Origin of the sequence: Cystobacter fuscus DSM 2262 (assembly GCF_000335475.2) — a bacterium.
Classification (GTDB): Bacteria; Myxococcota; Myxococcia; order Myxococcales; family Myxococcaceae; genus Cystobacter; species Cystobacter fuscus.
The window spans coordinates 17,942-40,197 of the sequence record NZ_ANAH02000025.1 but is presented as its reverse complement, the minus strand read 5'-3'; the positions used below and the strand labels follow the sequence as shown (position 1 = coordinate 40,197).

Here is a 22,256-nt window from a genome sequence, read left to right as displayed (position 1 = left end):
ACACATGGGGCGGCTCCGACCCCATGAGTACAGGAAGGATGTAAGAGTGGAGGAAGGATGGATGGCCCGTGGCGGGGTGGCGGGCAGCTCGCATCCGCGGGAGACGCTCGGCATCTCGTGATAGCCCTGGTGGCGGCCTCCATCGAGTGTATAAGACCGAACGGTCCTCTCGTATTGGAGTTCCCGTGATGCTGTTACCTCGCGATGTCTGGAGCAGGTTGCTGGTGTTGGTGGGGAGCGCGCTCCTGCTGTCGTGCGCGAAGGAAGCCCCGTCGCCCGCCAACGACGACGCCGTGGCCTCCATCACCGCGCCCCTGGCCGTGGCCCCCGGATGGTCCTCCACCGCGCCCCTGGCCAGTGCGCGCGCGCGGCATGCCGCCGTCCTGCTCGGCTCCGGCAAGCTCCTGATCATCAATGGCGTCGACAGGTCGGGCTTCATCACCGGCGTGGAGCTCTACGATCCGGCCACCGATACGTGGACTTCCGCGGGGGGGCCCGGCATCCAGGGCAACATCACGCAGGCCGTGCTGCTCCCCAATGGCAAGGTGCTCGTGCTGACGGGCTCCCGGACAGGGAGCCTCCATGACCCCGCCACGGGCACGTGGACGGCCACGGGTGACCTGTCGGAGGACCGGGTGCTGCCCAGCATCACCCTCCTGGAGTCGGGGCAGGTGCTGGTCGCCGGTGGAACGAGTTTCTCTGGAGACCGGCTCACCTCCGCCGACCTGTACGATCCCGTCACCAACACGTTCACGCCCACCGGCAGCATGACGCTGAGCCGGGGAGCGCACTCCGCCACGCGACTCAAGGACGGCAGGGTACTCGCCGTGAGTGGCTACAACCAGGATGGTGAGGTCCCCGGCGCGGACCTCTATGATCCCGCGACCGGCACCTGGTCCGCCGTCGTGCCGCCCCTCGTCGCGCGGTACTACTTCACCAGCACGTTGCTGCCCGATGGGCGCGTGCTGATCGCCGGTGGCCTCGACGCCAACGGAGCCCTGTCCAGCGCGGAGCTGTACGATCCGGTGAGCAACACGTGGACCGCCACGAGCGGCCTGGCCTTCGCGCGCTCGGGCCATTCGGCCACGCTGCTGCCCGATGGCAAGGTCCTGGTGACCGGTGGCTCCAGCGGCCAGGTCGCGCAACAGGTCTCGGAGCTCTATGACCCCGCCACCGGCCTGTGGTCCCCCGGGGGCACCCTGGGGGTCGGGCGGGAGAGTCACACCGCGACGCTGCTGCCGTCCGGCAAGGTGCTGGCCGTGGGCGGCTACAACGCGGCGAGCGCTGCCTACTTCGCGAGCACGGAGCTGTATGACCCGGGCGTCAACGGATGGACCCCGGCTGGCGCGCTGGGAGGCGCCCGGGTGGATCCGCTGGTGGCCCTGCTGCCCTCCGGCCGCGTCCTCGTCGCGGGGGGCCGCGACGGCGGCGGCGCGTCGCTGGCCTCGGCGCAGCTCTATGACCGGACGAGCAACGCCTGGACGTCCGCGCCGGCCCTCTCCATTGCGCGTGAGCGCGCCACGGCGACGCTGCTGCGCTCGGGCTCGGTGCTCGTCGTCGGCGGCCTGAGCGGGGGCGGCTCGGTGGGCTCGACCGAGCGCTACGATGCGGCCACCAATGCCTGGAGCCCGACCGCGCCGCTCGCCAGTGCCAGGCACTTCCACACCGCCACGCTCCTCACGGACGGCCGGGTGCTCGTCGTGGGCGGACAGCGCGACACCACGGTGCTCGGGACGGCGGAGCTGTATGACCCCGCCGCCAACGCGTGGACCCCGGCGGCCCCCCTGGCCACGGTCCGGTCCGCGCATGCCGCCGCGCTGCTTCCCGATGGCCGGGTGCTCGTCGCCGGGGGACGCAACGGCGCGGGCACGGCGCTCGCCTCGGCGGAGGTGTACGACCCGGCCGCCAACACCTGGGCCCCCGCCGCGGGGCTGACACAGGGTCGCGAAGGCCTCACGCTGACGCCGCTGCCCTCCGGTCAGGTGCTGGCGGCGGGAGGGCTCTCGGGCGCCGGGGGCCGCACGTCCACGGAGCTGTATGACGTCGGCTCCAACACGTGGACCGCCGGGCCCGCGCTCTCCCAGGCGCACGGGTACCACACCGCGACGCTCGCGCCTTCGGGCAAGGTCCTGATCGCGGGGGGACTGAGCGCGCCGGGCACGCCCTCCACCTCGGCGGACGTCTATGACCCCGCCCTTCATGACTGGACCTCCGTCAGCGCTCCGTCCACGCGCGGAGGGCTCGTCGCGGTCGCCCTGCCCTCGGGCGAGGTGCTGCTCGCGGGCGGCTCGGCCGCGACGGGGGCCGAGCTGTACGAGGACACCGGCGCACAACCCGCGTGGCGCCCGGTGGTGAATCAGCCGGACGTCCTCTTCCCCGCCTGTCCGAGCGTCCTCCAGGGCGAGCGCTTCCGGGGCCTCTCGGGCGCGAGCGGCGGCAACTTCGGTGACTCCCCGACGGACTTCCCCCTGGTGCGCCTGCGGGGCGCCGAGGGTGGGCGGCTCTGGACGCTTCCCGCGACCGACATGTCCGCCACGAGCGCGACGGTGACCGTGCCGGCCGACGTCCCGCCAGGCACGTATGCCCTGTCCGTCTTCGCCAATGCCATTCCGGGTGGGCGCGTGGTGACGGTGCTCCCCAATACCGTGCCCACGGCGCAGCCCCAGACGGTCTCCACGACCCGCGGCACTCCCGTGGCCATCACCCTCGTCGGGACCGACCCGGATGTGGGGCAGACGTTGAGCTGGACCGTCGTCACGCCCCCGCAGCACGGGACGCTGAGCGGCACGCCGCCCTCCCTCACCTATACGCCCGAGCCGGGCTACGAGGGCCCCGACAGCTTCTCCTTCCGGGTTCGCGACTGCGGCCAGGACAGCAACGTCGCCACCGTGGACCTCGACGTCACGAATCCGCCGCCCACCATCACCTGCCCCGCGGACACCGTGAGCGAAGCGGTGGGCCCCGACGGAGCCCCGGGCAACTGGCCTCCCGCCACGGCCACCGACGAGAGCACCGCCAACCCCACCATTACCTATTCGCCGCCCGCCGACAGCACCTTCCCCCTGGGGAGCACGACCGTCACGGCCACGGCCACGGACGGTTCGGGCGGCACGGCGTCGTGCACGTTCCAGTTCACCGTCCAGGACACGACGCCCCCGTCCGTGACGTGCCCGGAGGACATTCAGGTGCGCTCGGATGATGCCTCGGGCACGTCCGTGACGTTCGATCTTCCCGCGTCCACGGACGCCGTCTCCTCTTCGACGGTGACCGCCTCGCCGGCCTCGGGCAGCGTCTTCAGACATGGCGCTACGCGCGTCACCGTCACCGCCACGGACGCGGCCGGCAACTCCGCGCAGTGCTCCTTCCAGGTCACGGTCCAGGCAACGGTGGTGTCCATCGCCGGAGGCGGCTGCCAGAGCACGGGCAGTGGGACGGTCTCGTCGCTGGCGCTCCTGCTGGGGCTGGCCTGGTGGAGCGGGCTGCGCCGTCGCCGCTCCGCGCCAATGGACTTCCCCTCGCGTACACAGGCTCAGTGCCGGGTGCTGGTCGCGCTCCTGGTGACCTTGCTTGCCCCCGCCGTCCAGGCCCAGAGCGCCGGGCCCATCCTCCCGATGGACCTGGAGCGCCTGCGCTTCAATCCCGCGGCGACGGACTCCCTGCTGGTGGACACCGGTCACGTGCTCCCCGAGGGGAACTATCGACTGCTCCTCATGGCCGGCTACGAGCGCGGCATCCTGCTGCTCAGGGGCAGTGATGGCGTGGAGCGCTCCATCATCGACTACCGCGTCGCGGGCTGGCTCGCGGGGGCCTGGTCTCCCGTCGAGCGCCTGGAGCTGTCCGCGCGGCTGCCCATCATCATCGCCCAGGGAGGGTCGGGCGCGGAGTCGCTGGTCGGAGTGACGGCGCCGACCTCCTTCGGACTGGGAACGCCGGAGCTGGGCGCGCGCTATGCACTGCTTCGCCGTGAGGACGGGGCGCCGGTGTTCCTCGGCCTGGGACTGGACATCGGACTGCCCGGCGGAACGGCGAGTGCGTTCGGCCGTCAGAATGGCTGGGCGGGGTTCCAGTTCGCGCCCCGGGTGGCCGTGGGACGCGAGGTGGGTCCGCTGTCGCTGGGCGCCAGCGCGGGCGTGAGGATCCGCTCCACGGAGGTCGAGCCCGGTCGGAACTTCGGAAGCGAACTCGAGCAGGGGCTCGTGGTGGCCACGCGCGGCGAAGGACTGCGCGCCGAGATCGCGCTGGAGGCGGCCGAGTCGCTCGTGGCGCCGGATGTGGCGCTGGAGTTGCTCGGTGGCTTGAGGCTGCCGGTGGGCCAGGGCTTCGAGGCGTTCGCGCTGGCGGGGCATGGCTTCACGGACATTCCGGGCACGCCCTCGTTCCGCGTGGCCGCGGGGATCGCCTGGGCCCCCCGGGCGTCTCCTACCCGTGCCCGTGAAGACGTCTGCGCGGAGGGCCGGTCCCACACGCCCGAGCAGTGCCCGGAGCAGGACGACGACGGGGACTCGGTGGCCAACGCGCAGGACCGCTGCCCGCTCGAGGCCGGCGCGGTGGACAACGGCGGCTGCCCGGATGGCGACTCGGACGGGGACGGCGTCGTGGACCGCCAGGACCGGTGCGCCTCCGAGCCGGGACTGCCGCGCTACCAGGGCTGCCCCGCCCCCGACGAGGACGGGGATGGCATCGCGGACGACGAGGACGCCTGCCCACGCGAGGCCGGAGTCAGGACGAATCGCGGCTGCCCGGTCCAGGAGGAGAAGCCCACCCAGGCGCCGCCTCCCGAACCCCCGCCCGAGCAGGCACCGCCGCCCGAGCAGGCACCGCCGCCCGAGCAGGCCGCACCGCCGACGGACCACCATGTCCTCTTCCCGGTGGGGGAGTCGTCCCTGCGGGAGGAAGAGAAGCGGCAGCTGGATGACATCGCGGACTACCTCAAGGCCCACCCGGAGCTGTCGGTTCGCGTCGAGGGGCACACGGACAGCACCGGTCCCGAGGAACTCAATGTCACGCTGAGTCAGCAGCGCGCGGACATGGTGCGCGAGTACCTCATCCAGCGCGGCATCGCGGGCTCCCGCCTGACCGCCAAGGGGTACGGGTCCAGCCGCCCCGTGGCGGACAACAGCACGCCCGAGGGACAGCGCGCGAACCGCCGTGTCGAGTTCATCACGGAGAAGCGCTGAGCCTCGGGGCGCCCGAGACGGCAGGGACCTGAGCCCGCGGGCTTGTCCCTGACGTCTCGGTCTACGGCACGAGCACCACGCGCCCCCGAACCTCTCGTCGCTCGAGGAGTTCGTGGGCGCGCGCCGCCTCGGCGAGCGGGAGCACCGTGGTTGGCGGAGGAGGCAGCCGCAGGGCGAGCAACTCGCGCGTGGCCGCTCGCAACACGTCTCCGTCGAGCGTCTCCGTCGAGTAGCCGGTGAGGACGCGCCCGTCGAGCAGGCTCCAGGCGTCGAAGGAGACGTCGCCACCAGCCGCCGCGCCGACGAGGCAATACCGACCGGTTGGGCGAAGCGCGGAGATGAGTGTCGGGAAGAGCGGTCCCGCGACGCCATCGAGCACCGCGTCGGCGCTGTCGGGCCGCGGTGACGGGGAGCCGCGCTCCAACGGGACGACGTCCGCGCCGAGCGCGCGGCCAATCTCCACCGCCACGGCGCCCACGCCGCCCGTCGCCCCCGAGACGAGGAGCGTCTTGCCGCCGAGCGGTCCGAGCCTTCGCATGGCCTCGAGCGCCGTCACGCCGGCGAGCCCGATGGCGGCGAACCCCACTGCGTCCAGGTCGGCCGGCAACGGCGCGAGCACGTCGGCCGAGACGGTGACGTACTCGGCATAACCGCCGTCACGCTCCGCACGCACGCCGCCCAGGCCCTGCATCGTTGTCCAGGCGCGCTCCCCGACGGCGAACCCACTCACGTCATCCGCGACCTCGACGACCTCACCGACGACCTCCAGCCCCGGCACGTAGGGGAAGCGTGCTGTCCTCAGGATGGGCCAGTTGCCGGCACGAATCTCGAGGTCCGAGTGATTGATGGCCGAGGCGAGCGAGCGCAGCCGCACCTCGCCTCGGACGAGCGGCGCGAGCGCGATCTCCTCGACCGCGAGGACTCCTGGCGGACCGGTCCGCCGCATCACGATGGCTCGCAACTTCGTCGTCATGGCAATCCGCCTGTCTCTTTCCATGCCCCATGTCCATACCCCTTTGGGGGTACGGACAACATTCGGCCCGGGGACTTAGATCCGCGAGTGGACACCCGGCGCGGAGCCGGAACCGCCCCACGGGTCTGGAAGAAAGGCGAGAGGATGAAACGGGATCAGATCCACATGAAGCCCAAGGAGCGCTTGCTCATCGGCCAGTTGGTGGAAGCGCTGAACCACGCCAAGACCCTCTCGGAGGTCGTGCACACCACGGAGGACAGCCTGATCCGGTTGACGTCCGCGGACTGCATGGCCCTGTGCGCCTCGCGCATCGGACAGCCCTCGCTGGACGACTGGTTGGTGGCGAAGATGCCCGAGGTGTATTTCGCCCAGTATGAGGAATGGAAGAAGGATGACTTCATTCGTGACGCCAACGTGCGCAACCCCAACCGGGTCATGCGGGATGGAGACATCATCGCGCACAAGGATCTGCAGGCCACCAAGATCTACCGGATCGGCCAGGACATGGGGGTGCCGCTCGAGCACGTCATGTCGGTCTATCTCACCCAGGCGGGCTGGGACGGCAATGGCGGCTTCAGCGCCTACCGCCTCAAGCCCCGGCCCTTCTCCGACCACGAGCGCAACCTCGTCCAGTACGTCGCACCTCGCCTCGGCCATCCAGCGCTGTCAGGTGTTCGTGGAGCGGGAGTTGACGGGCCGGCTGCTGGAAGCGCAAACGGCGGCCCAGAAGACGGCGAGCCTCGTGCTGACCACCCGCTTCGAGGTGGTGCAGCGCCTGGGTCCCATCGACAAGCTGATGGAGAAATGGTTCACGGACCCCCCGGGGCGATTGCCCCTGGCCCTGTTGGAGAAGCTGAACACGGCGATGAGCCAATCGAGCTTCCTCCAGAACGGGATTGGCATCTGGGAGATGGCGGGCAGCCGGAAGACCCTGCGGGTGACCTACTTCCAGTTGCCGCCCGTGGGGAACAAGTCCTACTGGCAGTTGCGCTTCCAGGAGGTGACTCATCCCCAGCTCATCGTCTGGCTCAAGGTCCTGACGCCCAAGGAGATCGAGATCGCCAACCTCCTGTACAAACACAAGAACCTGTCCGACAAGGAGCTCGCCGATCGGCTCTTCAACAAGAAGGGCGAGAAGAACAGCCACGAGACCGTGAAGAAGCACCTGCGTCACATCTACGAGAAGCTCAAGCCCTTCGGAGTGACCAACCGGGCCGACTTCATGGTCCGCGCCCACCTGCCCTGCGAGGACGAGGAGGATTGAGGGGAACGACGGTCTGGGGGAACTCGTCTCAAGGCGCGGGGGTGAAGCGGACGTCCACCCAGTAGTTGGTGTCCTTGTACGAGTTCGTCGGGAAGCCTCCGCCCGAGGCATAGACGTAGACACCATTGCCCCCCACGCTCGCGCTCGCGGGGGCGGTGAGATTGCCGCTGACGAGCGTGCTCGCGAACCCATCCACGTCCCGCGCGAACTGGCCATTGGACGAGTAGTAGGAGACCACATAGGTCGTGCCCGCGGTGATGGGCACGGGCGAGGACAAGGTGACTTCCTGCCAGCCGGGAAGGCGGCCGTCGCGGACCGGGACCTGGGCCAGCAGCGTTCCCGACAGGGTCCACAGGCGCGCCACGTAGCCGTTGGCATTACCGGTGCCCCGGTAGAAGCGGAGCGCGGTGACGGTGCCCGCGACATTGCTCCGGAACCGGACGCCGACCTCGACGGCCTTCGTGTCCGCCTGCACGGGGGTGCCCGGCACGCGGTCTCCGAGCAGGCTCTGACGCCACGGCAGGATGAGGGTGGCCACCACGGGGCGGTGATCCGACTGGGACGACGCGCCGGGCACGGTGGCGGACACCGGCGAGGTCCACGCGGAGCCGAGCATCAGGTAGTCGATGCGCCGCGTGGGAAAGCCCGCGGAGCTGGTGTAGCCACTGCCCGAGCCGCCCCGGCTCCAGGCGTCGGTGAGCTGCTGCATCAGGCTGGAGATGCCGGCCTCGGAGGGCGTGGCGTTGAAGTCACCGCCGAGCAGGGCCCAGGGCTGTCCCGCGAGCGCCGCCTTGACGTCCGCGGCCTGGTTGAGCCGCTCGGCGGAGTCGGTGGTGCCAAAGTGGGTGACGCCCACGGGCAGCAGGTGCTGGGCATCCAGTTCCACCGTGTAGAGCGCGAGGATGCGCTGCTCGGCGGCGGAGCGCAGGGCAATGCGCTGCGAGGAGCGGATGGGGTAGCGCGACAGGAGGGCCAGCCCGTACTGGCCCGAGTCGAAGCTGAGCAACGAGGGAACGAACACGGCATTCATGCCGGTGAGCTGGCCGAGCCGCGCGGCCTGGTCCACCTTGCCCGAGCGCACGGTGAGGACATCGACCTCCTGGAGCGCGACGAGATCCGGCGCCTGCGCGTTGATGACGCCCGCGATGGCCTCGAGGCTGCTGAGCTCGCCGTGCTTGATGTTGTACGTCATGAACCGCAGCCCTCCGCCGGGCGTGAGGGCCTGGGTGGCTCGCGCCGGGAAGGCTTCCTCCTCGGGGGTGGACTCGGGCGGAGCGCAGCGGGTGAGGAGGGCGACGAGCAGGAAGGCGAGGACGGCGTGAACGCGGGGACGCATGACGCACTCCAGCAGGCGGCCCGGGGGGAGGACCTCCCGGGCTTGGAATCAGGGGTATCGGTGATTCTCGTGAACCCCTGAGTCCTTGTTGCCTCCACGGTGTCGCGGCCCGCCTCCCTCTGGCCTGGCGCTTCACGGGCTCGGCGGCTACCGCTGCCCGCGACCGACGCGTTTCGGCCCGCGCGACCGATCGCGGTTGACTCGGCGACTCCGGGAGGCTGGCGTGGCGGGATGCGCCGACTCCCGCTGCTGCTCCTCGCCCTCGGTCTGCTGCACTGCACCCATGCACCTCCGGCCGCTCCCACGGGCTCCGCTCCCGCCGCGGCTGCTCCGGCGACCGTGGCGTATCCCGAGCCCGCGCCGCCCGCGCTGAGGCTCCCGGACACGGTGCGGCCGGTGCGCTACGCGCTGGAGCTCACCCTGCTGCCCCAGGAGGCGACGTACCCCGGTACCGTGAGCATCGACGTGGAGGTGCGGGCGCCGGTGCGCCAGGTGTGGCTGCACGCACAGGACGTACAGGTCTCCTCGGCGCGCGTGGAGCGCGAGGGCCATGGCTTCGAGGCCCGCATCACCACCGCGGACACGGGGCGCCTGGGGCTGCTGCTCCCCGAGGAACTTCCCGCGGGACGCGCGCGGCTGGTGCTGCGGTTCACCGGGCGGGTGGAGCGCACGCGCAGCCAGGGGCTGTACGGGGAGACGGAGGCTGGCGAGCCGTACCTCTACACCTTCTTCGAGCCCATCGACGCGCGCCGCGCCTTCCCCTGCTTCGATGAGCCCACCTTCAAGGTGCCCTGGCAGCTCACCTTCACGGTGAAGGAGTCGCACGTGGCGGCGGCGAACGCGCCGGCCGTGCGCGAGGAGCCGCTGCCTGGCGGTCTCAAGCGCGTCACCTTCGCCGAGAGCAAGCCCATGCCGAGCTACCTCGTCGCCTTCATGGTGGGGCCCTTCGACGTGGTGGAGGCCGGCACGGTGGGCCGCACGCCGGTACCGCTGCGCTTCATCGTGCCCAGGGGGCGCGGGTCGGAGACGGCGTATGCCGCGAGCGTCACGCCGCGCATCGTCGGGGTGCTGGAGGACTTCTTCGACCAGCCCTACCCCTTCGAGAAGCTGGACGTCGCCGTGGTGCCGCGTTTCTGGGGCACCATGGAGCACCCGGGCATCGTCGCGATGGGCCAACCGCTCACGCTCATCACGCCCGGCCAGGAGACGCTCGAGCGGCGCCAGCGCTACGCCACCATCCTCGGGCACGAGCTGGGTCACTACTGGTTCGGCGACGTCGTCACCTGCCGCTGGTGGGACGACGTGTGGCTCAACGAGTCCTTCACCAGCTGGCTCGATCGCAAGACGATGGACGGCTTCGAGCCCTCCTGGGGACTGGGCCGCGAGTTCAGCGCGAACGCGCTCGCGCACGCGATGGGCACGGACTCGCTCGTGAACACGCCCCCGGTGCGCAAGCCGGTGGCGAGCAACGACGACATCATTGGCGCCTTTGACAACGGGACCACCTACTCCAAGGGCTCCGCCGTGCTGGGGATGCTGGAGCCGTGGCTCGGCGAGGAGCGCGTGCGCGACGTGATGCGCCAGCACGTGCGCACCCACGCCTGGAAGACGGCCACCTCGGACGACTTCCTGCGAACGCTGGGGGAAGTCGCCGGAGCGGACGCCGTGCGCGTCTTCCAGAGCTTCGTGGATCAGCCCGGCGTCCCACTCATCCAGGCGGAGCTGCGGTGCCAGCCCGGCGCCCCCGCGCGGCTGCGGCTGCGCCAGGAGCGCTTCTGGCCCGCCGGCTCCCAGGGCGAGCTGGGCCAGACGTGGGCGGTGCCGGTGTGCGTGCGCGCCGGGACCGGAAGCCAGGCCGAGCGCGGCTGCACGCTGCTCACGCGGGCCGAGGGTGAGTTGGAGCTGAAGACGCCCGGCTGCCCGCGCTGGGTGCTGCTCAACGCGGACGGCCGCGGCTACTACCACTCCGGGTACGCGCGCCCACAGCTGGACGCCCTGCTCGGAGCCCCCGCGGGGACGCTGAGCGAGGACGAGCGGCTCGCGCTGCTCGCCGACGTGCGGGCGGGCGTCTCGCGCGGGGATCTGCTCAGCGGAGAGGCGCTGCGCGCCGTTCCCGCCACGGCGAAGGACCCGAGCCGGCTCGTCGTGCAGCGCGGCCTGCGGCTGCTCGGGAGCGTGCGGGTGGACCGGCTCTCCGCGGAGGACCGCGCCCGCTACCGGGCGTGGATCCGCGGCCTCTACGCACCGCGCGCCCGGACGCTCGGATGGGTGGCCAGACCCGGGGAGGACGAGAGCCAGCAGCGGCTGCGCCTGCTGCTGCTGTCACTGGCGGCGGGCGTGGGCGAGGACCCCGCGCTGAGCCGGGAGGCCGCGCGGCTGGGCCGGGCGTGGCTCGCGGACCGCGACGCGGTGAAGGAGGACGTGGCCCAGGTGGCGCTGCGGGTCGCCGCGAAACAGGGAGACCGGGCGCTGTTCGACACGCTGCTCACGCAGGCTCGCGGCGCGAAGGACCGCCGCGAGCGCTCGGTGCTGCTCTCCGTGCTCGGCTCCTTCGAGGACCGGGCACTGCTGGGAGAGGCGCTGGGCCTGGTGACCGGAAGCGAGTTCGACGTGCGCGAGACCGTGGAGATCCTGAGCACGGCCCTCTCCGGCGAGGACACGCGGGCGCGGGCGTGGGCCTTCTACCGCGAGAACTTCGACCGCCTCGCGGAGCGGATGCGCTCCGACGAGCTTGGCCAGCTCATCGAGGGCGTGGGCGTGCTCTGCGACCCCGCCCAGCGTGCGGAGGCCGAGGCGCTGCTCGGCCCGCGGGTGAAGGGCATCGAGGGCGGACCGCGCGCGCTCGCCCGTGCGCTCGAGTCCATCTCGCTGTGCGTGGACTCGGAGGCGCGCAATGCGCCCAGCGTGCGCGAGTTCCTGCGCGCGCAGGGGCTCTCCAAGTAGAGGAACACGCGAGCCCCCCGCATTGGCTACTTCGCGAAGACCTCGGTGAGGAAGTCGTTCATCGCGAGGTAGGCGCGCCTGGCCACCTTGGCGTCGTACTGGACCTTTCCCGGGGTGTTGGCCTCGACAATGGTGAAGCTGTGCACCGCGCCGCCGTAGGACACCAGCTCCCAGTCGGCCTTGGCCTTGCGCATCTCCTCCTCGAAGCCCTTCACCTCGGAGGGGGGGACCTGGGGATCCTCGGCCCCATGCAGCACGAGCACCTTGGCGGTGACGGCGCCCTCGGCGGCGGGAAGGGGCGCGTCCAGGCCGCCATGGAAGGACACCACGCCGGCGACAGGGACGCCGCTGCGCGCCATCTCCAGCACCGCGGTACCGCCCACACAGAAGCCGACGGCGCCCAGCTTCTTCGCGTCGAGCCCCACCGCCTTGCCCTCGGCGCGCAGCACGTCCAGGGCTTTGTTCACACGCGCGCGCATGAGGTTGCGATCGTGCTTCAACACACCGGAGACCTTGCCCGCCTCGTCGGGGTTCTTGGGACGTACGGCCTGTCCGTACAGGTCGGTGACGAAGACGATGTACTTCTTGCCGGCCACCAAGAACGCCTGCTTCACGTTGGGCTCGTTGACGCCCAGCCAGTTGGGAACCAGCACCAGCCCCGGACGGGGAGTCTTCACGGAGTCGTCGTAGACGAGCACGCCCTCGAACTTCGTTCCCTCCAGCTCATACACCACCGGCTTCTGCACGGGCCTGGCCGCCGCCGTCATCGCCAGAAGGCCCGCCAACACTCCCAGGACTCGCTTCATGTCGTCGTCTCCTCAGGTGGGAACGGCACGATTGAGTGTTCAGGGCCCAATCGCTTTGCAAGCGGATTCATCACGGCCGGACCGGCACACCTCTGGACGGGCTACTTCTTCTCGCCCTCGCGCGAGTGGGTCCAGGGCAGGCTGACCTCGACGGACTTCTGGAAGTCGGAGAGGAAGGCGCGCTCCGCCTGTCTGGCGAAGGCCTCGTCGTCGACGATGAGCGCCCCCTCCTCCAGCAACCGGAAGGAGAGGATGTCGAAGTTGATGGAGCCCACCATGACCAGGTGGTCGTCCGCGAGGATGACCTTGGAGTGCATCATGGAGATGGGCCACTCCCAGATGCGCACGCCCGCGGTGGCGAGGTCCGGGTAGGACCTCCGCTGGAAGGCGGTGATGACGGGCTGGTCGTTCTTGTCACCGGGGGTGAGCACCCGCGTGTCCACCCCCGCGTGCGCCTGATCCACCAGGAGCGCGAGCAGCGTGGAGGTGGGCGTGAAGTACGACTGGCCGATCCACAGCCGCTTGCGGGCCGCCTTGCACATCAGGAGGATGCTGCGCTCGGCGCGGGTCAGCTCCGGGTTGGGCGTGCTGGTGATGAAGGCGGCGCGCGCGCCTCCGGGCTTGGGGGGCGCGTACATGGCCGCGAAGTCCGAGGCGGGCAGCAGCACGCCCCCCATCTCCTGCCAGTTCTCCGCGAACGCCTGCTGCATCTGCGCCACGACGGGCCCCTCGGCCCGTATCGCGACGTCCCGCCACTCCTTCTCGTTGCGTGCGTCCCCGAGCCAGCTCGTGTGGACCCCGAAGCCGCCCGTGTACCCGACGCGCCCATCCACGATGACGAGCTTGCGGTGGTTGCGCCCCAGCGTCTCGTCGGCGGGCAGGGGCCGGAAGACGCGCACGTCACAGCCTGCCCGCTCCAACTGGGGCTTCACGATCTCCAGGTCGGTGCTTCCAAACGGATCCAGCAGCACCCGGCAGACGACGCCCGTCTTCGTGCGCGCGGCGATCTGCTCGGCGAGCGAGTCCCCAGGCTGACCGGAGCGCCAGATGAACAGCACGATGTTGATGGAGGATTTCGCCGTGCGCACGTCCTTCTCGATGAGTTCGAAGAGCGCGCCGTTGTCGATCCACTCCACCTGGTTGCCCGTGGTGAAGCGGGTGCCCAGGGTCTCGTAGAGGGCCAGATCGAACCCCTCCGGGTCCGTGGGGATCTCGCCGCGCAGGGAGAAGTCCGAGATCCGCGCGCCATTGGAGGAGACACAGGCCGATAACCCCAGGGCCAGCGTCAGGAGACACAGCTTCTTCGTTCCATGCATGGCCTCCGACACTACCCTCTCCCAGAGGGAGAGGGAGCTGGGGCCTACAGCGACTTGCCGGCCTCGAGTGTGGACGCACTCGACGTGATGGAGATGCGCACCGTGGCCGGGCTGGAGTCCAGGGACGCGTCATTCACCTTGAAGGCTGTCCACGTCACTCCCCGTGAGCGTGATGGCCCGCGACGTGTTCGCGGGAGTGGACACGTCCTGGGCAATGGCCACGGGCGCATCATTCACGGGAGTGAGGGTGATGTTGACCGCGGCGTCAGACGTGGGCGGCTACCTCGGAGGGCTGGCCGTGTCGCTGTGGACCCCCGCGGAGACGCTGACACCTCGCACGGGCCTGGCCCTCGCGCGGCTGCGCGCGCTGGGCGTCGGCCTGCTCCTCCTGGCGCTCCCCGCGGGCCTGGCGTGGCTGCTGGCCTCCTCGCCGACGCTGATCTGCTCGCTCGACCGGCCCGCCGCAGAGCCCCGGGAAGTCTCTTGCGACATACGTACCACAGCGCAGTGACAGGAAAGAAACGTCATGACCAAGGAGTTTGAAGGCAAGGTGGCCGTCGTCACGGGAGCGGCGTCGGGCATTGGGCTGGCGAGCAGCGCGATGATGCTGGCTGAAGGCGCGCGCGTCGTGCTGGTGGACCGCAATGAGGCCGCACTCCAGGCGATTTGCAGCCAGTACGGCGACACGGCGATTCCCCTGGTCGTCGACCTGCTCGATCCCAGGGACTGTGCGACGCTGGTGCCTCGAGTGTTGGAGACGACAGGGCGGATCGACATCCTGCACGCGAATGCCGGGACGTATGTGGGGGGCGACCTTGTCGACGCCGACACGCACGCAATCGACCGGATGCTGAACCTGAACGTCAACGTGGTGATGAAGAATGTGCACGACGTGCTGCCGCACATGATCCAGCGCCGGACCGGGGACATCATCATCACGAGTTCGCTGGCAGCTCACTACCCGACGCCGTGGGAGCCAGTCTATGCGTCGTCCAAATGGGCGATCAATTGCTTTGTCCAGACCGTGCGGCGCCAGGTGTTCAAGCACGGCCTGCGCGTCGGCTCGATCTCCCCTGGCCCGGTGATCAGCGCGCTGCTCGCCGACTGGCCACCCGAAAAGCTCAAGGAAGCAAAGGAATCAGGCAGCCTGCTGGAGGCCAGTGAGGTGGCGGACGTTGTTCGGTTCATGCTCACGCGACCGCGCGGAATGACCATCCGAGACGTTGTCATGTTGCCCACCAATTTCGATCTATAGGCGCAGTTCTCAATTCTCGTTCGGCGAGGCGGCCTACTTGAATACCGCCCGCTTTCAGGTCACCACGGTCTGGAAGGGGCCCACGCAGACCGAGATCGAAGTGAAGGCCCTGAACGGTAACACCTCATGCGGTGTCCACTTCCCTCCCGGCGAGTACCTCGTGTTTGCCGAGTTCGCCAGGGATGGCTCCCGCGCTGGTGCTCCTCGCTTACTGGCTCCGAAGACGGTGACGTCGTGGCGCTGCACCTGGAGCTTTGCCACTTCGGTGCAGTTAACCGTGCATCCATCCTTCCGATAGGCTTGCTCCCGGAACCGGGCAACGACCCGGGTACGAGGAGAACGACATGGCAGATCTTCCCCAGGGCCGCAGACCCTCCCAGCGCACCACCCGCCCCCTGCTGCTCGCCACCGCGGGCGTCGCACTCGTGAAGATGGCCAGTGGGTGCCTCATCTCCGGCAATCTCGTCGCGCCACCGCCGTGCGATGACAACCCGAACAATGAGCCCTACTGCGAGCCGGGCCCTGACGCGGGCGTGGATGGCGGTCTGGATGCGGGCTCGGATGGCGGTACCGGGGATGGCGGCACCGCGGACGGCGGTCAATGAGTACGTTCGTCCTGCCCCACGTCCCCGGCGAGGAGCTGTTCGAGCTGGGGATGCTCGGAGGCAACGTCGAGCGCCGCTACCGCAAGCTCCGGCCCGAGGTGGAGGCACTCCCCTGGGGGACGCTCCGCCCGGAGGAGTTTCCCGAACACCTCGTCCTCGCGGCGCGGAGGGCCTGGACCGAGGCCGCCTTCCAGGAGCACCGCACCGCCGCCGCGTGCACCGCGACGCTGCAGGCGCTCATCGCCGCGCGGGCGCCGTTGGATCTCATCTCCATGGCATGCCGCTTCCCACTCGACGAGATGGTCCACGTCGAGCTGTGCGCGCGGCTGGCGAGCGAGCTGGGCGGAGGCATCCCCCTCCTGCATGATCCGCTGGGGATGGTTCCACCGCCCCAGCCGGGCCGTGCGCTCGCGCAGGCAGCGGAGCTCGTCGTCCGCTACTTCTGCGTGGGCGAAGCCATCTCCATCCCCCTGCTCCGAGGCACCTGGCGCTCCGCGACGCACCCGCTGGTGAAGGCGGTGCTGGGACGGATCGTGAAGGACGAGGCCGCGCACGGGCAGTTCGGGTGGATGTTCCTGGACTGGGCACTGCCCATGCTGGAGGAGGACGAGCGGGAGGTGCTCCGCGAGGCGGCGGGGAAGACGATCGCCGCGGTCCGGGAGAACCAGGCCCGCGTCGCCGCACAGGCAGAGGAGGAGCCCGCCGAGATCCATGCACTCGGGTGGATGAAGTCGCGGGCCTACCTGGACCTCGCGCGCAAGTCGATGGAGACCGAGGTGCTCGCTCCGTTGAGGGCACGCGGGCTCGAACCCCGCTGAAGCATGCGCCCCGGGGTGGTGTCCCCGGGCGGTCGACCGCCGAGGCCCTGGCTCGCCACAAGCCAGACCTCGTGACGGTGGCGTGGGGAAGGAGGAGCGCAAACAGTGGCTTCGGTCCCGGCTCGAGGAAGCAGCGGCACGCGACGTGACGCTGCGTGAGGAGCTGAGCAACCTCCAGCGGGCGTTGCAGGAACGAGCTCCGAGACTACTCGTGCATGCCTCGGGCGCCGACACCGTCGTCGGCGTCAACACGGGGTATTTCGTGAAGGGCGACATCGTCATCCACAACACGCAGCACCACGGGGTGCCGAACTTCCAAGCACCCGCCTGGGTCAAGGTGCTCTACGTCCTCGGCTCAATGCTCGGCTTGGGCGGGTTCGGCCTGTTCATCTTCACGAGGCTGGACGCCGCGCATCCCCATGTCGGGACTCGTGTCTGGGCCATCGAGGATGCCCTGCGACGGGAGTCGGACTTCATCGACCGGAGCAAGCCGGACCCGGACGCCATCGCCTACCCTCTCCCCGAAAAGCCCTGGACGAAACAGGCCGTGCCTCCCTGTGAGACCAACAAGGGCGAGGTGGAGATCAACAAGGGCTGCTGGGTGGCGTTGGAGAAGAAGCCCCCCTGCTTCAGCAATCAGGCCGAGTACCAGGGCAAGTGTTGCGATGGGCCGCACGTCCCCCCAGTCGGCTCGATCCTACCACCCATGTCACCCCCTCCGGTATGATGGGAGGAGTCTGGCGGGAGCGCCAGGGCGAGGAGCGAACATGGGTCGGGGAAGGCGTCCAGCCACCACGAGGACATCGAGGCCCTTCCGCCCGGATGGGTGGGGGAAATCATCGACGACGAGCTGTGGGCCTTTCCCCGGCCGGCGAAGTGGCATGCCCGAGCGACCACGGTGCTCATGGCCCGGTTGGGTAACACCTTCGACCTCGGGCAGGGGGGACCCGGGGGATGGTGGCTCCTGCTCGAACCGGAATTGCACCTGGGCCGCCAGGTGCTGGTGCCGGATCTGGCGGGCTGGCGCCGGGAGCGGGTGCCGGGGCTGCTGGAGCGGGATGACCCCTTCTTCGACGTCGCGCCCGATTGGGTGTGCGAGGTGCTCTCCCCATCCACGGCCGCGCTGGACCGGGGGCGCAAACCCGCCCTCTATCACCAGGAAGGCGTGAGGCACTCCTGGCTCGTGGACCCCCGGGCCCACTCCCTCGAGGTGTACCGCCGGGGAAGGAAGGGCTGGACGCTGGCCGCTCGTCACACAGGGGAGGAGACAATCCGCGCCGAGCCCTTCGACGCCGAGCCGCTGGAATTGGGGCTGCTCTGGGCTCCGAAATCCATTCCCCCGGCGCCCCGGCCCTGAGGATCGGCTGGCATGGAAGACGCCTTCCCAGTGGCCGTGACTCCGACGCGCTGGCCATTGTTGTACGTGATTTGTTGTTGATTGACCCGGATGTTCGTGGCGCCTATCTGCCGTAGGTATTGGATGTCCGCCTGGAGTTGCGCATTCTGGGTGGAACTGGAGCCAACAGGCCGCTGCAGCGGCTTGACCCCAGGCACGCATACCTCGGCTGTCCTGCATCCGAGGTGCTGACCGCCAGATCCGCCAGGGCGGTGTCCCGGTCCGGGTAGATGGAGGCATGAAGCGGCTCGGCGCTCGTCACTCCCAGGTCGACCTGGGACTCCGGGATGAGGACGGGCAGCGGTAACCCCTCGCAGTAGAGGAGATAGCCACCCTCGGTGAGGCCAAAGCCCACAGCCGTGACTCGGAGATCGATGAAATCACGATGCTCGCGAGGGTCGGCGGTCCACTCGGAGACCCGAGGCAGTTGGACGCCGCCGCGTCGCAGCGCTTCCGCCTGTCGAGGCGTGGCCGCCTCGACGTCGATGTCGACGGTCCGAGAACTGCTCTGCCCGTACCACCGGGGAGCCGTGGAGGGAAACCGCGCAGCGCATCCCGTGAGGAGCAACAGGAGCGCAAGCCAGCTCAATCGATGAAGCCACCCGGCGGTGAGTCGCACCAGGGCAACGATGCCGGACAGGCGTGGACGCATGAAGGACGAGAGAAGTAGATGGCCTCCGTGCGCGAGGCCGTCGCCCTCGAGGAGCCCGAGGCGCTCCTCACCCACCGCCCGAGTCCCACCGACGACGAGGCCCGTGCCGCCCGCGCCGCCCTGCCCTACCCGGCAAGGCAGCCCCTCTCCGAGGCCAGCCTGGAGCCTCTCATATACGCAGGCTCCTTTTGGAAGCTCCCCTCTGGGAATCAGTTGCAGCCGCTACCGGGGCCGCACGTCCCTCCGTCCAACTCGGCACCCTCCCGGACACCCCTGGTAGTCTTCCCGGGCTGGATTCGCCCGGGAGCCGCCCATGAACGTCGCCGACATCGACGCCATCCTCTCCGCCACCCTGCTCCTACGAATCGTCTGACACCTTCTCCGCTACGACTGCCCCTGAGCGGGAAAGGGGCTCCGGGGGGAGCCCCCTTCCGGACGGACTACATGCTGATGGAGGTGTTCTTGCCGAAGGACGTGGTCGTCTTCCACTGCTGCCACTTGCTGGAGATGGTGGCGGCCGAGTCCGTGGAGATGTTGGGCGTGGCGGGCCACCAGGTCGGGTCGTACCAGCCCCAGCTGTCCGGCACGAGGCCGTGGGTGGCCTTGTAGGACCACATGGTCCAGCTCAGGCCCGCGTTGTCGTACGTCTTCTTCGTGGCCGCCCAGGTGGAGGCGCCGGTGCCCATGGAGTTGAACTCACCGATGTAGCCGGGGACGTTCCACGAGGCGTGGTTGTTGAAGTCCGTCACCTGGTTGGTGGCGCCCTGCTGCACCTGGGCCGCGCTGCCGTTGTACTGGTACTCGTGCATCTCGTAGACCACGTTGGTCCAACCGTACTGCGCGGGGTTGGGCAGCATGTTCCAGTTCCAGTTCCCGTAGGCGCCCTCCAGGAAGATCATGTGGGCGGGATCCACGGAGCGCACGCTCTTGTAGAGGCTGTCGTAGGCGCTCCACACGGCCGAGGCGCTCGGCGCGCCGATGGGCTCGTTGATGAGATCATACCCCGCCACCGTGCCGTTGCCCTTGAAGTGGTTGGCGATCTGCCACCACATCCACGCGGTGTTGCCCTGGTGGCTGCCATTGACCCAGTACTCGTTGCGGTTGGCCTGGCCGGTGGTGTCCGACAGGCTCTGCCCGCCCACCACGCCGTGCATGTCGATGATGACGTAGAGGCCGCGAGCCCCCGCGTTGTTCACGATCCAGTCCAGCTTCTCGAAGGCATCCGCGCGCCAGCCCGAGTTGGACACGTTGTCGAGCGCGTAGAAGTTGCCCCACCACACCGGAACGCGCACGACGTTGTAGCCACCGGCGCGGATGTTATCCAGGTCCGTGGTGGTGATCCAATTGTCCTGATACGTCTTCATCAGGCTCTGCTCGGTGGCCACGCCAAAGCGCCGGTCCAGTTCCTTCATGACGCTGTAGGTGTCCGGGAGGTTGCCGCTGTCCAGCGGCGTCATCCACCGCTCCTGCACCAGCCAGCCGCCCAGGTTGACGCCACGCAGCCGCACGACGGCGCCCGTGGTGGAGTCCACGATGTTGCGCCCGCTCGTCTTGAGCATGTTGAGCGCGTGGGCCTCGGACGGCGAGAAGCCGCAAAGCGCCGCCAGTCCGAACGCCGCTCCCGCGAACAGGCCCCGGCGCCACGTCCCCTTCTCTCCCTGGTACGAGCTGTCGTTGATTTGCATCGCGCACTCCTCGAACAAGACAGATGTCTGGTTGGGTGAACGGCGCGTGTCTGTCACACAACAGGGAACCAGGTCAATAAGCGAAAAACATGAATATCATAATAAACATGTACGCGTGCGTCATGAGTCGATGACACGGTGCGTCTCTCCCCACCGTCCAGCCCGGCATCCTCCCGGACACCCCTGGTAGTCTTCCCAGGCTGGATTCGCCCGGGAGCCGCCCATGAACGCCGCCGACATCGACGCCATCCTCTCCGCCACCCTGGAGGATCGGAAGCTCACCCGGACCGAGAAGCAGGCGCTCCAGGCCGTGTTGGAGGAGCGCAAGGCGAGTGAAGCCCTCCTGGCGCTCTTCCGCTCACGGGCGTTCGAGCTGGCGCGCGACTCCGTCTCCGACCATCGGGCCCGCCAGGTCATCACCTGGCTGGAGGACATGGTGAAGACGCTGCTGCCCGCGCGCGAGGCGAGCCAGGTGGATGTCCAGTTCAGTCCGGGAGAGGGCCCGCTGCGCACCATCGTGCGGCTCATCGGCGAGGCCCGGGGCAGCGCGGACGTGTGTGTCTTCACCCTCACGGATGATCGCATCACCCGGGTGCTGCTCGAGGCGCACGCGCGCGGCTTGCGGCTGCGCGTGGTGTCGGACGACGACAAGGCCCTGGATCCAGGCTCGGACGTCCATCGGCTGCGCGAGGCGGGCATTCCCGTGCGCCTGGACCGCACCGAGGCGCACATGCACCACAAGTTCGCGGTGTTCGACCGGATGCGCCTGCTCACCGGCAGCTACAACTGGACCCGCTCGGCCGCGTCCGAGAACCACGAGAATGTGCTCGTGTCGGATGATCCCCGGCTCGTGCAGGCCTTCTGCCGCGCCTTCGACGAGCTGTGGACGTCCCTGGAGTAGCCGCGCACGTTCCGAGCCGATAAGGTGCGCCCCTCCAACGTTGGTCCGGATGTAAGGGGGACACCGATGAACGCGGAGAAGGCGGCACGCAATTGGGTCGAGGAGAGCGCGACGCGCGCGGCGGCGGCGGGAGCCATCCCGCTGCCCATCCCGGGAGCGCACACGGCGCTCACGTCGGCCATCGAGGCCTACATGATCTACCACGTGGCCGGCATCTACGGAGAGACGCTCACGCTCGGCGAGGCGCTCGCGCTCGTGCCCACGCTGGGCACGGGCATCGTCGTGCGCACGGTGGCCACCTCGGTGCTGGGTGAGACGGTGGGCCAGATTCCCCTCGTGGGCTGGCTGATCAAGGGCGCGGCGAGTGGTGGCACCGCCTTCGCCATGGGCATCGCCGCGGTGAGCTACTTCGAGAAGAAGTACCCCAAGCGCGAGGCCACCCCGTTCGAGACCGCGTCCCTCAAGGATTGGGTGAAGGCCGCCCTGGCGCAGCTGGGCTTCCGGATCTCCTGACCCGGCACGCGCCAGCTCGGACGGGTAGACGCAGCTACCTGGGGCGCCTCGCTCGCCTCCTCCGCTCCCGCTCGGGGGTCAGTCGAGGACGCCGAGGGTCTCGCTGCGGGTCACGGCCTCGCCCTGGGTGGTGTAGCCCGAGTACCAGGAGGTGTCCTTGGTGCCGAGCTTGTCCTGCATCAGGTGCGCGTGAGGACCCGTGGCCTGGCCGGTGCCACCCTCGTTGCCGACCTGGCAGCGGTCGCACGTCCGGTCGTACGAGTCGGCGGTCTTGATGAAGTGCTTCTGGGTGAACTTCCAGCCGTCCGCCCAGGTGTGGGTCGCCATGTTCGCGTTCTCGTAGCCGTTGCCATTACAGACGACACCGGTGGTGTTGATCGTCACGTTCCAGGAGACCGAGCCCACCACGGCCGTCTCGGCACCCCAGTAGTTGCAGCGGCCGCTGGAGACGTCGATGGCGCCGTGGTACCCGCCGCTCGGGTAGTACGTGGTGGCCGTGATCGTGCCGGGGAAGGGAGCCTTGACCGTGTGCGCCGTCGCCGCGGCCGGGAGGATCGCCAGGGAAGCCAGTGACACCAGTGCCGTCTTGATCGTGTGATGCATTGTTGCTCCTTTC

General features: G+C 69.3%; 19 protein-coding genes. 11 read left to right on the top strand and 8 right to left on the bottom strand.

Annotated features, from left to right (window positions below; all coding sequences use genetic code 11):
- Window positions 1-188 precede the first annotated feature (188 nt).
- Window positions 189-5,177, top strand: a complete 4,989-nt coding sequence (locus D187_RS54255) for a Kelch repeat-containing protein (protein ID WP_002630505.1) — start codon at window positions 189-191, stop codon at window positions 5,175-5,177.
- Window positions 5,178-5,238: 61 nt separating this feature from the next.
- Here the strand turns inward: D187_RS54255 and D187_RS50710 are convergent, their stop codons facing one another.
- Both D187_RS50710 and D187_RS50705 read right to left on the bottom strand, forming a co-directional pair.
- Window positions 5,239-6,150 (bottom strand): quinone oxidoreductase family protein, encoded by a 912-nt coding sequence (locus tag D187_RS50710; RefSeq protein ID WP_002630504.1) that lies wholly within the window; start codon window positions 6,148-6,150, stop codon window positions 5,239-5,241.
- A gap of 155 nt (window positions 6,151-6,305) precedes the next feature.
- Complete coding sequence (locus D187_RS50705; RefSeq protein ID WP_051256650.1) at window positions 6,306-6,551, bottom strand: hypothetical protein; 246 nt, start codon at window positions 6,549-6,551, stop codon at window positions 6,306-6,308.
- A gap of 275 nt (window positions 6,552-6,826) precedes the next feature.
- On the opposite strand from D187_RS50705, the gene D187_RS50700 reads away from it, so the two are divergent.
- A complete protein-coding gene (locus D187_RS50700; RefSeq protein WP_155893762.1) occupies window positions 6,827-7,414 on the top strand; it encodes a response regulator transcription factor in 588 nt (195 codons plus the stop codon).
- A gap of 28 nt (window positions 7,415-7,442) precedes the next feature.
- Here D187_RS50700 and D187_RS32925 read toward each other — a convergent pair whose 3' ends face one another.
- On the bottom strand, window positions 7,443-8,750 hold the full coding sequence (locus D187_RS32925; protein ID WP_002630502.1) for a DUF4082 domain-containing protein: 1,308 nt from the start codon (window positions 8,748-8,750) through the stop codon (window positions 7,443-7,445).
- A gap of 231 nt (window positions 8,751-8,981) precedes the next feature.
- Here D187_RS32925 and D187_RS32920 point away from each other — a divergent pair, with 231 nt between their 5' ends.
- Entirely contained in the window at window positions 8,982-11,693 is a 2,712-nt protein-coding gene (locus D187_RS32920) for a M1 family metallopeptidase (protein WP_002630501.1), read from the top strand.
- A gap of 26 nt (window positions 11,694-11,719) precedes the next feature.
- Here the strand turns inward: D187_RS32920 and D187_RS32915 are convergent, their stop codons facing one another.
- Both D187_RS32915 and D187_RS32910 read right to left on the bottom strand, forming a co-directional pair.
- Window positions 11,720-12,499, bottom strand: a complete 780-nt coding sequence (locus tag D187_RS32915) for a dienelactone hydrolase family protein (protein WP_002630500.1) — start codon at window positions 12,497-12,499, stop codon at window positions 11,720-11,722.
- A gap of 101 nt (window positions 12,500-12,600) precedes the next feature.
- A complete protein-coding gene (locus D187_RS32910; protein WP_043432672.1) occupies window positions 12,601-13,815 on the bottom strand; it encodes a phospholipase D-like domain-containing protein in 1,215 nt (404 codons plus the stop codon).
- A 163-nt stretch (window positions 13,816-13,978) separates the two neighbouring features.
- On the opposite strand from D187_RS32910, the gene D187_RS32905 reads away from it, so the two are divergent.
- From D187_RS32905 to D187_RS32880, 6 genes are all read left to right on the top strand, one after another.
- Window positions 13,979-14,326, top strand: coding sequence for a hypothetical protein (locus D187_RS32905; protein WP_155893761.1), 348 nt, complete (start codon window positions 13,979-13,981; stop codon window positions 14,324-14,326).
- A gap of 15 nt (window positions 14,327-14,341) precedes the next feature.
- Window positions 14,342-15,070, top strand: coding sequence for an SDR family oxidoreductase (locus D187_RS32900; RefSeq protein ID WP_002630496.1), 729 nt, complete (start codon window positions 14,342-14,344; stop codon window positions 15,068-15,070).
- 344 nt (window positions 15,071-15,414) lie between these two features.
- Complete coding sequence (locus D187_RS32895) at window positions 15,415-15,675, top strand: hypothetical protein (RefSeq protein WP_002630495.1); 261 nt, start codon at window positions 15,415-15,417, stop codon at window positions 15,673-15,675.
- Window positions 15,672-16,493, top strand: a complete 822-nt coding sequence (locus D187_RS32890) for a ferritin-like domain-containing protein (RefSeq protein WP_002630494.1) — start codon at window positions 15,672-15,674, stop codon at window positions 16,491-16,493. Before D187_RS32895 ends, D187_RS32890 begins: the two co-directional genes overlap by 4 nt.
- 145 nt (window positions 16,494-16,638) lie before the next feature.
- Window positions 16,639-17,220: a hypothetical protein gene (locus D187_RS32885; RefSeq protein WP_020918436.1), complete on the top strand. Its 582-nt coding sequence runs from the start codon at window positions 16,639-16,641 to the stop codon at window positions 17,218-17,220.
- 99 nt (window positions 17,221-17,319) lie between these two features.
- The gene (locus tag D187_RS32880; RefSeq protein WP_002630492.1) at window positions 17,320-17,850 is read left to right on the top strand and encodes a Uma2 family endonuclease; all 531 of its coding nucleotides are present in this window, start codon (window positions 17,320-17,322) and stop codon (window positions 17,848-17,850) included.
- Window positions 17,851-17,953: 103 nt separating this feature from the next.
- On the opposite strand, the gene D187_RS32875 is transcribed toward D187_RS32880, so the two are convergent.
- Both D187_RS32875 and D187_RS32870 read right to left on the bottom strand, forming a co-directional pair.
- Entirely contained in the window at window positions 17,954-18,616 is a 663-nt protein-coding gene (locus tag D187_RS32875) for a hypothetical protein (RefSeq protein ID WP_043432622.1), read from the bottom strand.
- Between the two features lie 365 nt (window positions 18,617-18,981).
- Window positions 18,982-20,226, bottom strand: a complete 1,245-nt coding sequence (locus D187_RS32870; protein ID WP_002630490.1) for a glycoside hydrolase family 5 protein — start codon at window positions 20,224-20,226, stop codon at window positions 18,982-18,984.
- Window positions 20,227-20,449: 223 nt separating this feature from the next.
- On the opposite strand from D187_RS32870, the gene D187_RS32865 reads away from it, so the two are divergent.
- Both D187_RS32865 and D187_RS32860 read left to right on the top strand, forming a co-directional pair.
- The gene (locus D187_RS32865; protein WP_002630489.1) at window positions 20,450-21,127 is read left to right on the top strand and encodes a phospholipase D-like domain-containing protein; all 678 of its coding nucleotides are present in this window, start codon (window positions 20,450-20,452) and stop codon (window positions 21,125-21,127) included.
- Between the two features lie 66 nt (window positions 21,128-21,193).
- Complete coding sequence (locus D187_RS32860; protein WP_002630488.1) at window positions 21,194-21,640, top strand: DUF697 domain-containing protein; 447 nt, start codon at window positions 21,194-21,196, stop codon at window positions 21,638-21,640.
- Between the two features lie 78 nt (window positions 21,641-21,718).
- Here the strand turns inward: D187_RS32860 and D187_RS32855 are convergent, their stop codons facing one another.
- The gene (locus D187_RS32855) at window positions 21,719-22,243 is read right to left on the bottom strand and encodes a hypothetical protein (protein WP_002630487.1); all 525 of its coding nucleotides are present in this window, start codon (window positions 22,241-22,243) and stop codon (window positions 21,719-21,721) included.
- Between the last annotated feature and the right edge of the window lie 13 nt (window positions 22,244-22,256).

Bases quoted from the DNA above. Each gene is read 5' to 3' on its own strand.
- D187_RS32900 (WP_002630496.1), top strand. From the start codon at position 14,342: ATGACCAAGGAGTTTGAAGGCAAGGTGGCCGTCGTCACGGGAGCGGCG.
- D187_RS50705 (WP_051256650.1), bottom strand. From the start codon at position 6,551: ATGAAGTCATCCTTCTTCCATTCCTCATACTGGGCGAAATACACCTCG.
- D187_RS54255 (WP_002630505.1), top strand. From the start codon at position 189: ATGCTGTTACCTCGCGATGTCTGGAGCAGGTTGCTGGTGTTGGTGGGG.
- D187_RS32925 (WP_002630502.1), bottom strand. From the start codon at position 8,750: ATGCGTCCCCGCGTTCACGCCGTCCTCGCCTTCCTGCTCGTCGCCCTC.
- D187_RS32920 (WP_002630501.1), top strand. From the start codon at position 8,982: ATGCGCCGACTCCCGCTGCTGCTCCTCGCCCTCGGTCTGCTGCACTGC.
- D187_RS50710 (WP_002630504.1), bottom strand. From the start codon at position 6,150: ATGACGACGAAGTTGCGAGCCATCGTGATGCGGCGGACCGGTCCGCCA.
- D187_RS32895 (WP_002630495.1), top strand. From the start codon at position 15,415: ATGGCAGATCTTCCCCAGGGCCGCAGACCCTCCCAGCGCACCACCCGC.
- D187_RS32865 (WP_002630489.1), top strand. From the start codon at position 20,450: ATGAACGCCGCCGACATCGACGCCATCCTCTCCGCCACCCTGGAGGAT.
- D187_RS32915 (WP_002630500.1), bottom strand. From the start codon at position 12,499: ATGAAGCGAGTCCTGGGAGTGTTGGCGGGCCTTCTGGCGATGACGGCG.
- D187_RS32860 (WP_002630488.1), top strand. From the start codon at position 21,194: ATGAACGCGGAGAAGGCGGCACGCAATTGGGTCGAGGAGAGCGCGACG.
- D187_RS32855 (WP_002630487.1), bottom strand. From the start codon at position 22,243: ATGCATCACACGATCAAGACGGCACTGGTGTCACTGGCTTCCCTGGCG.
- D187_RS32870 (WP_002630490.1), bottom strand. From the start codon at position 20,226: ATGCAAATCAACGACAGCTCGTACCAGGGAGAGAAGGGGACGTGGCGC.
- D187_RS32910 (WP_043432672.1), bottom strand. From the start codon at position 13,815: ATGCATGGAACGAAGAAGCTGTGTCTCCTGACGCTGGCCCTGGGGTTA.
- D187_RS32890 (WP_002630494.1), top strand. From the start codon at position 15,672: ATGAGTACGTTCGTCCTGCCCCACGTCCCCGGCGAGGAGCTGTTCGAG.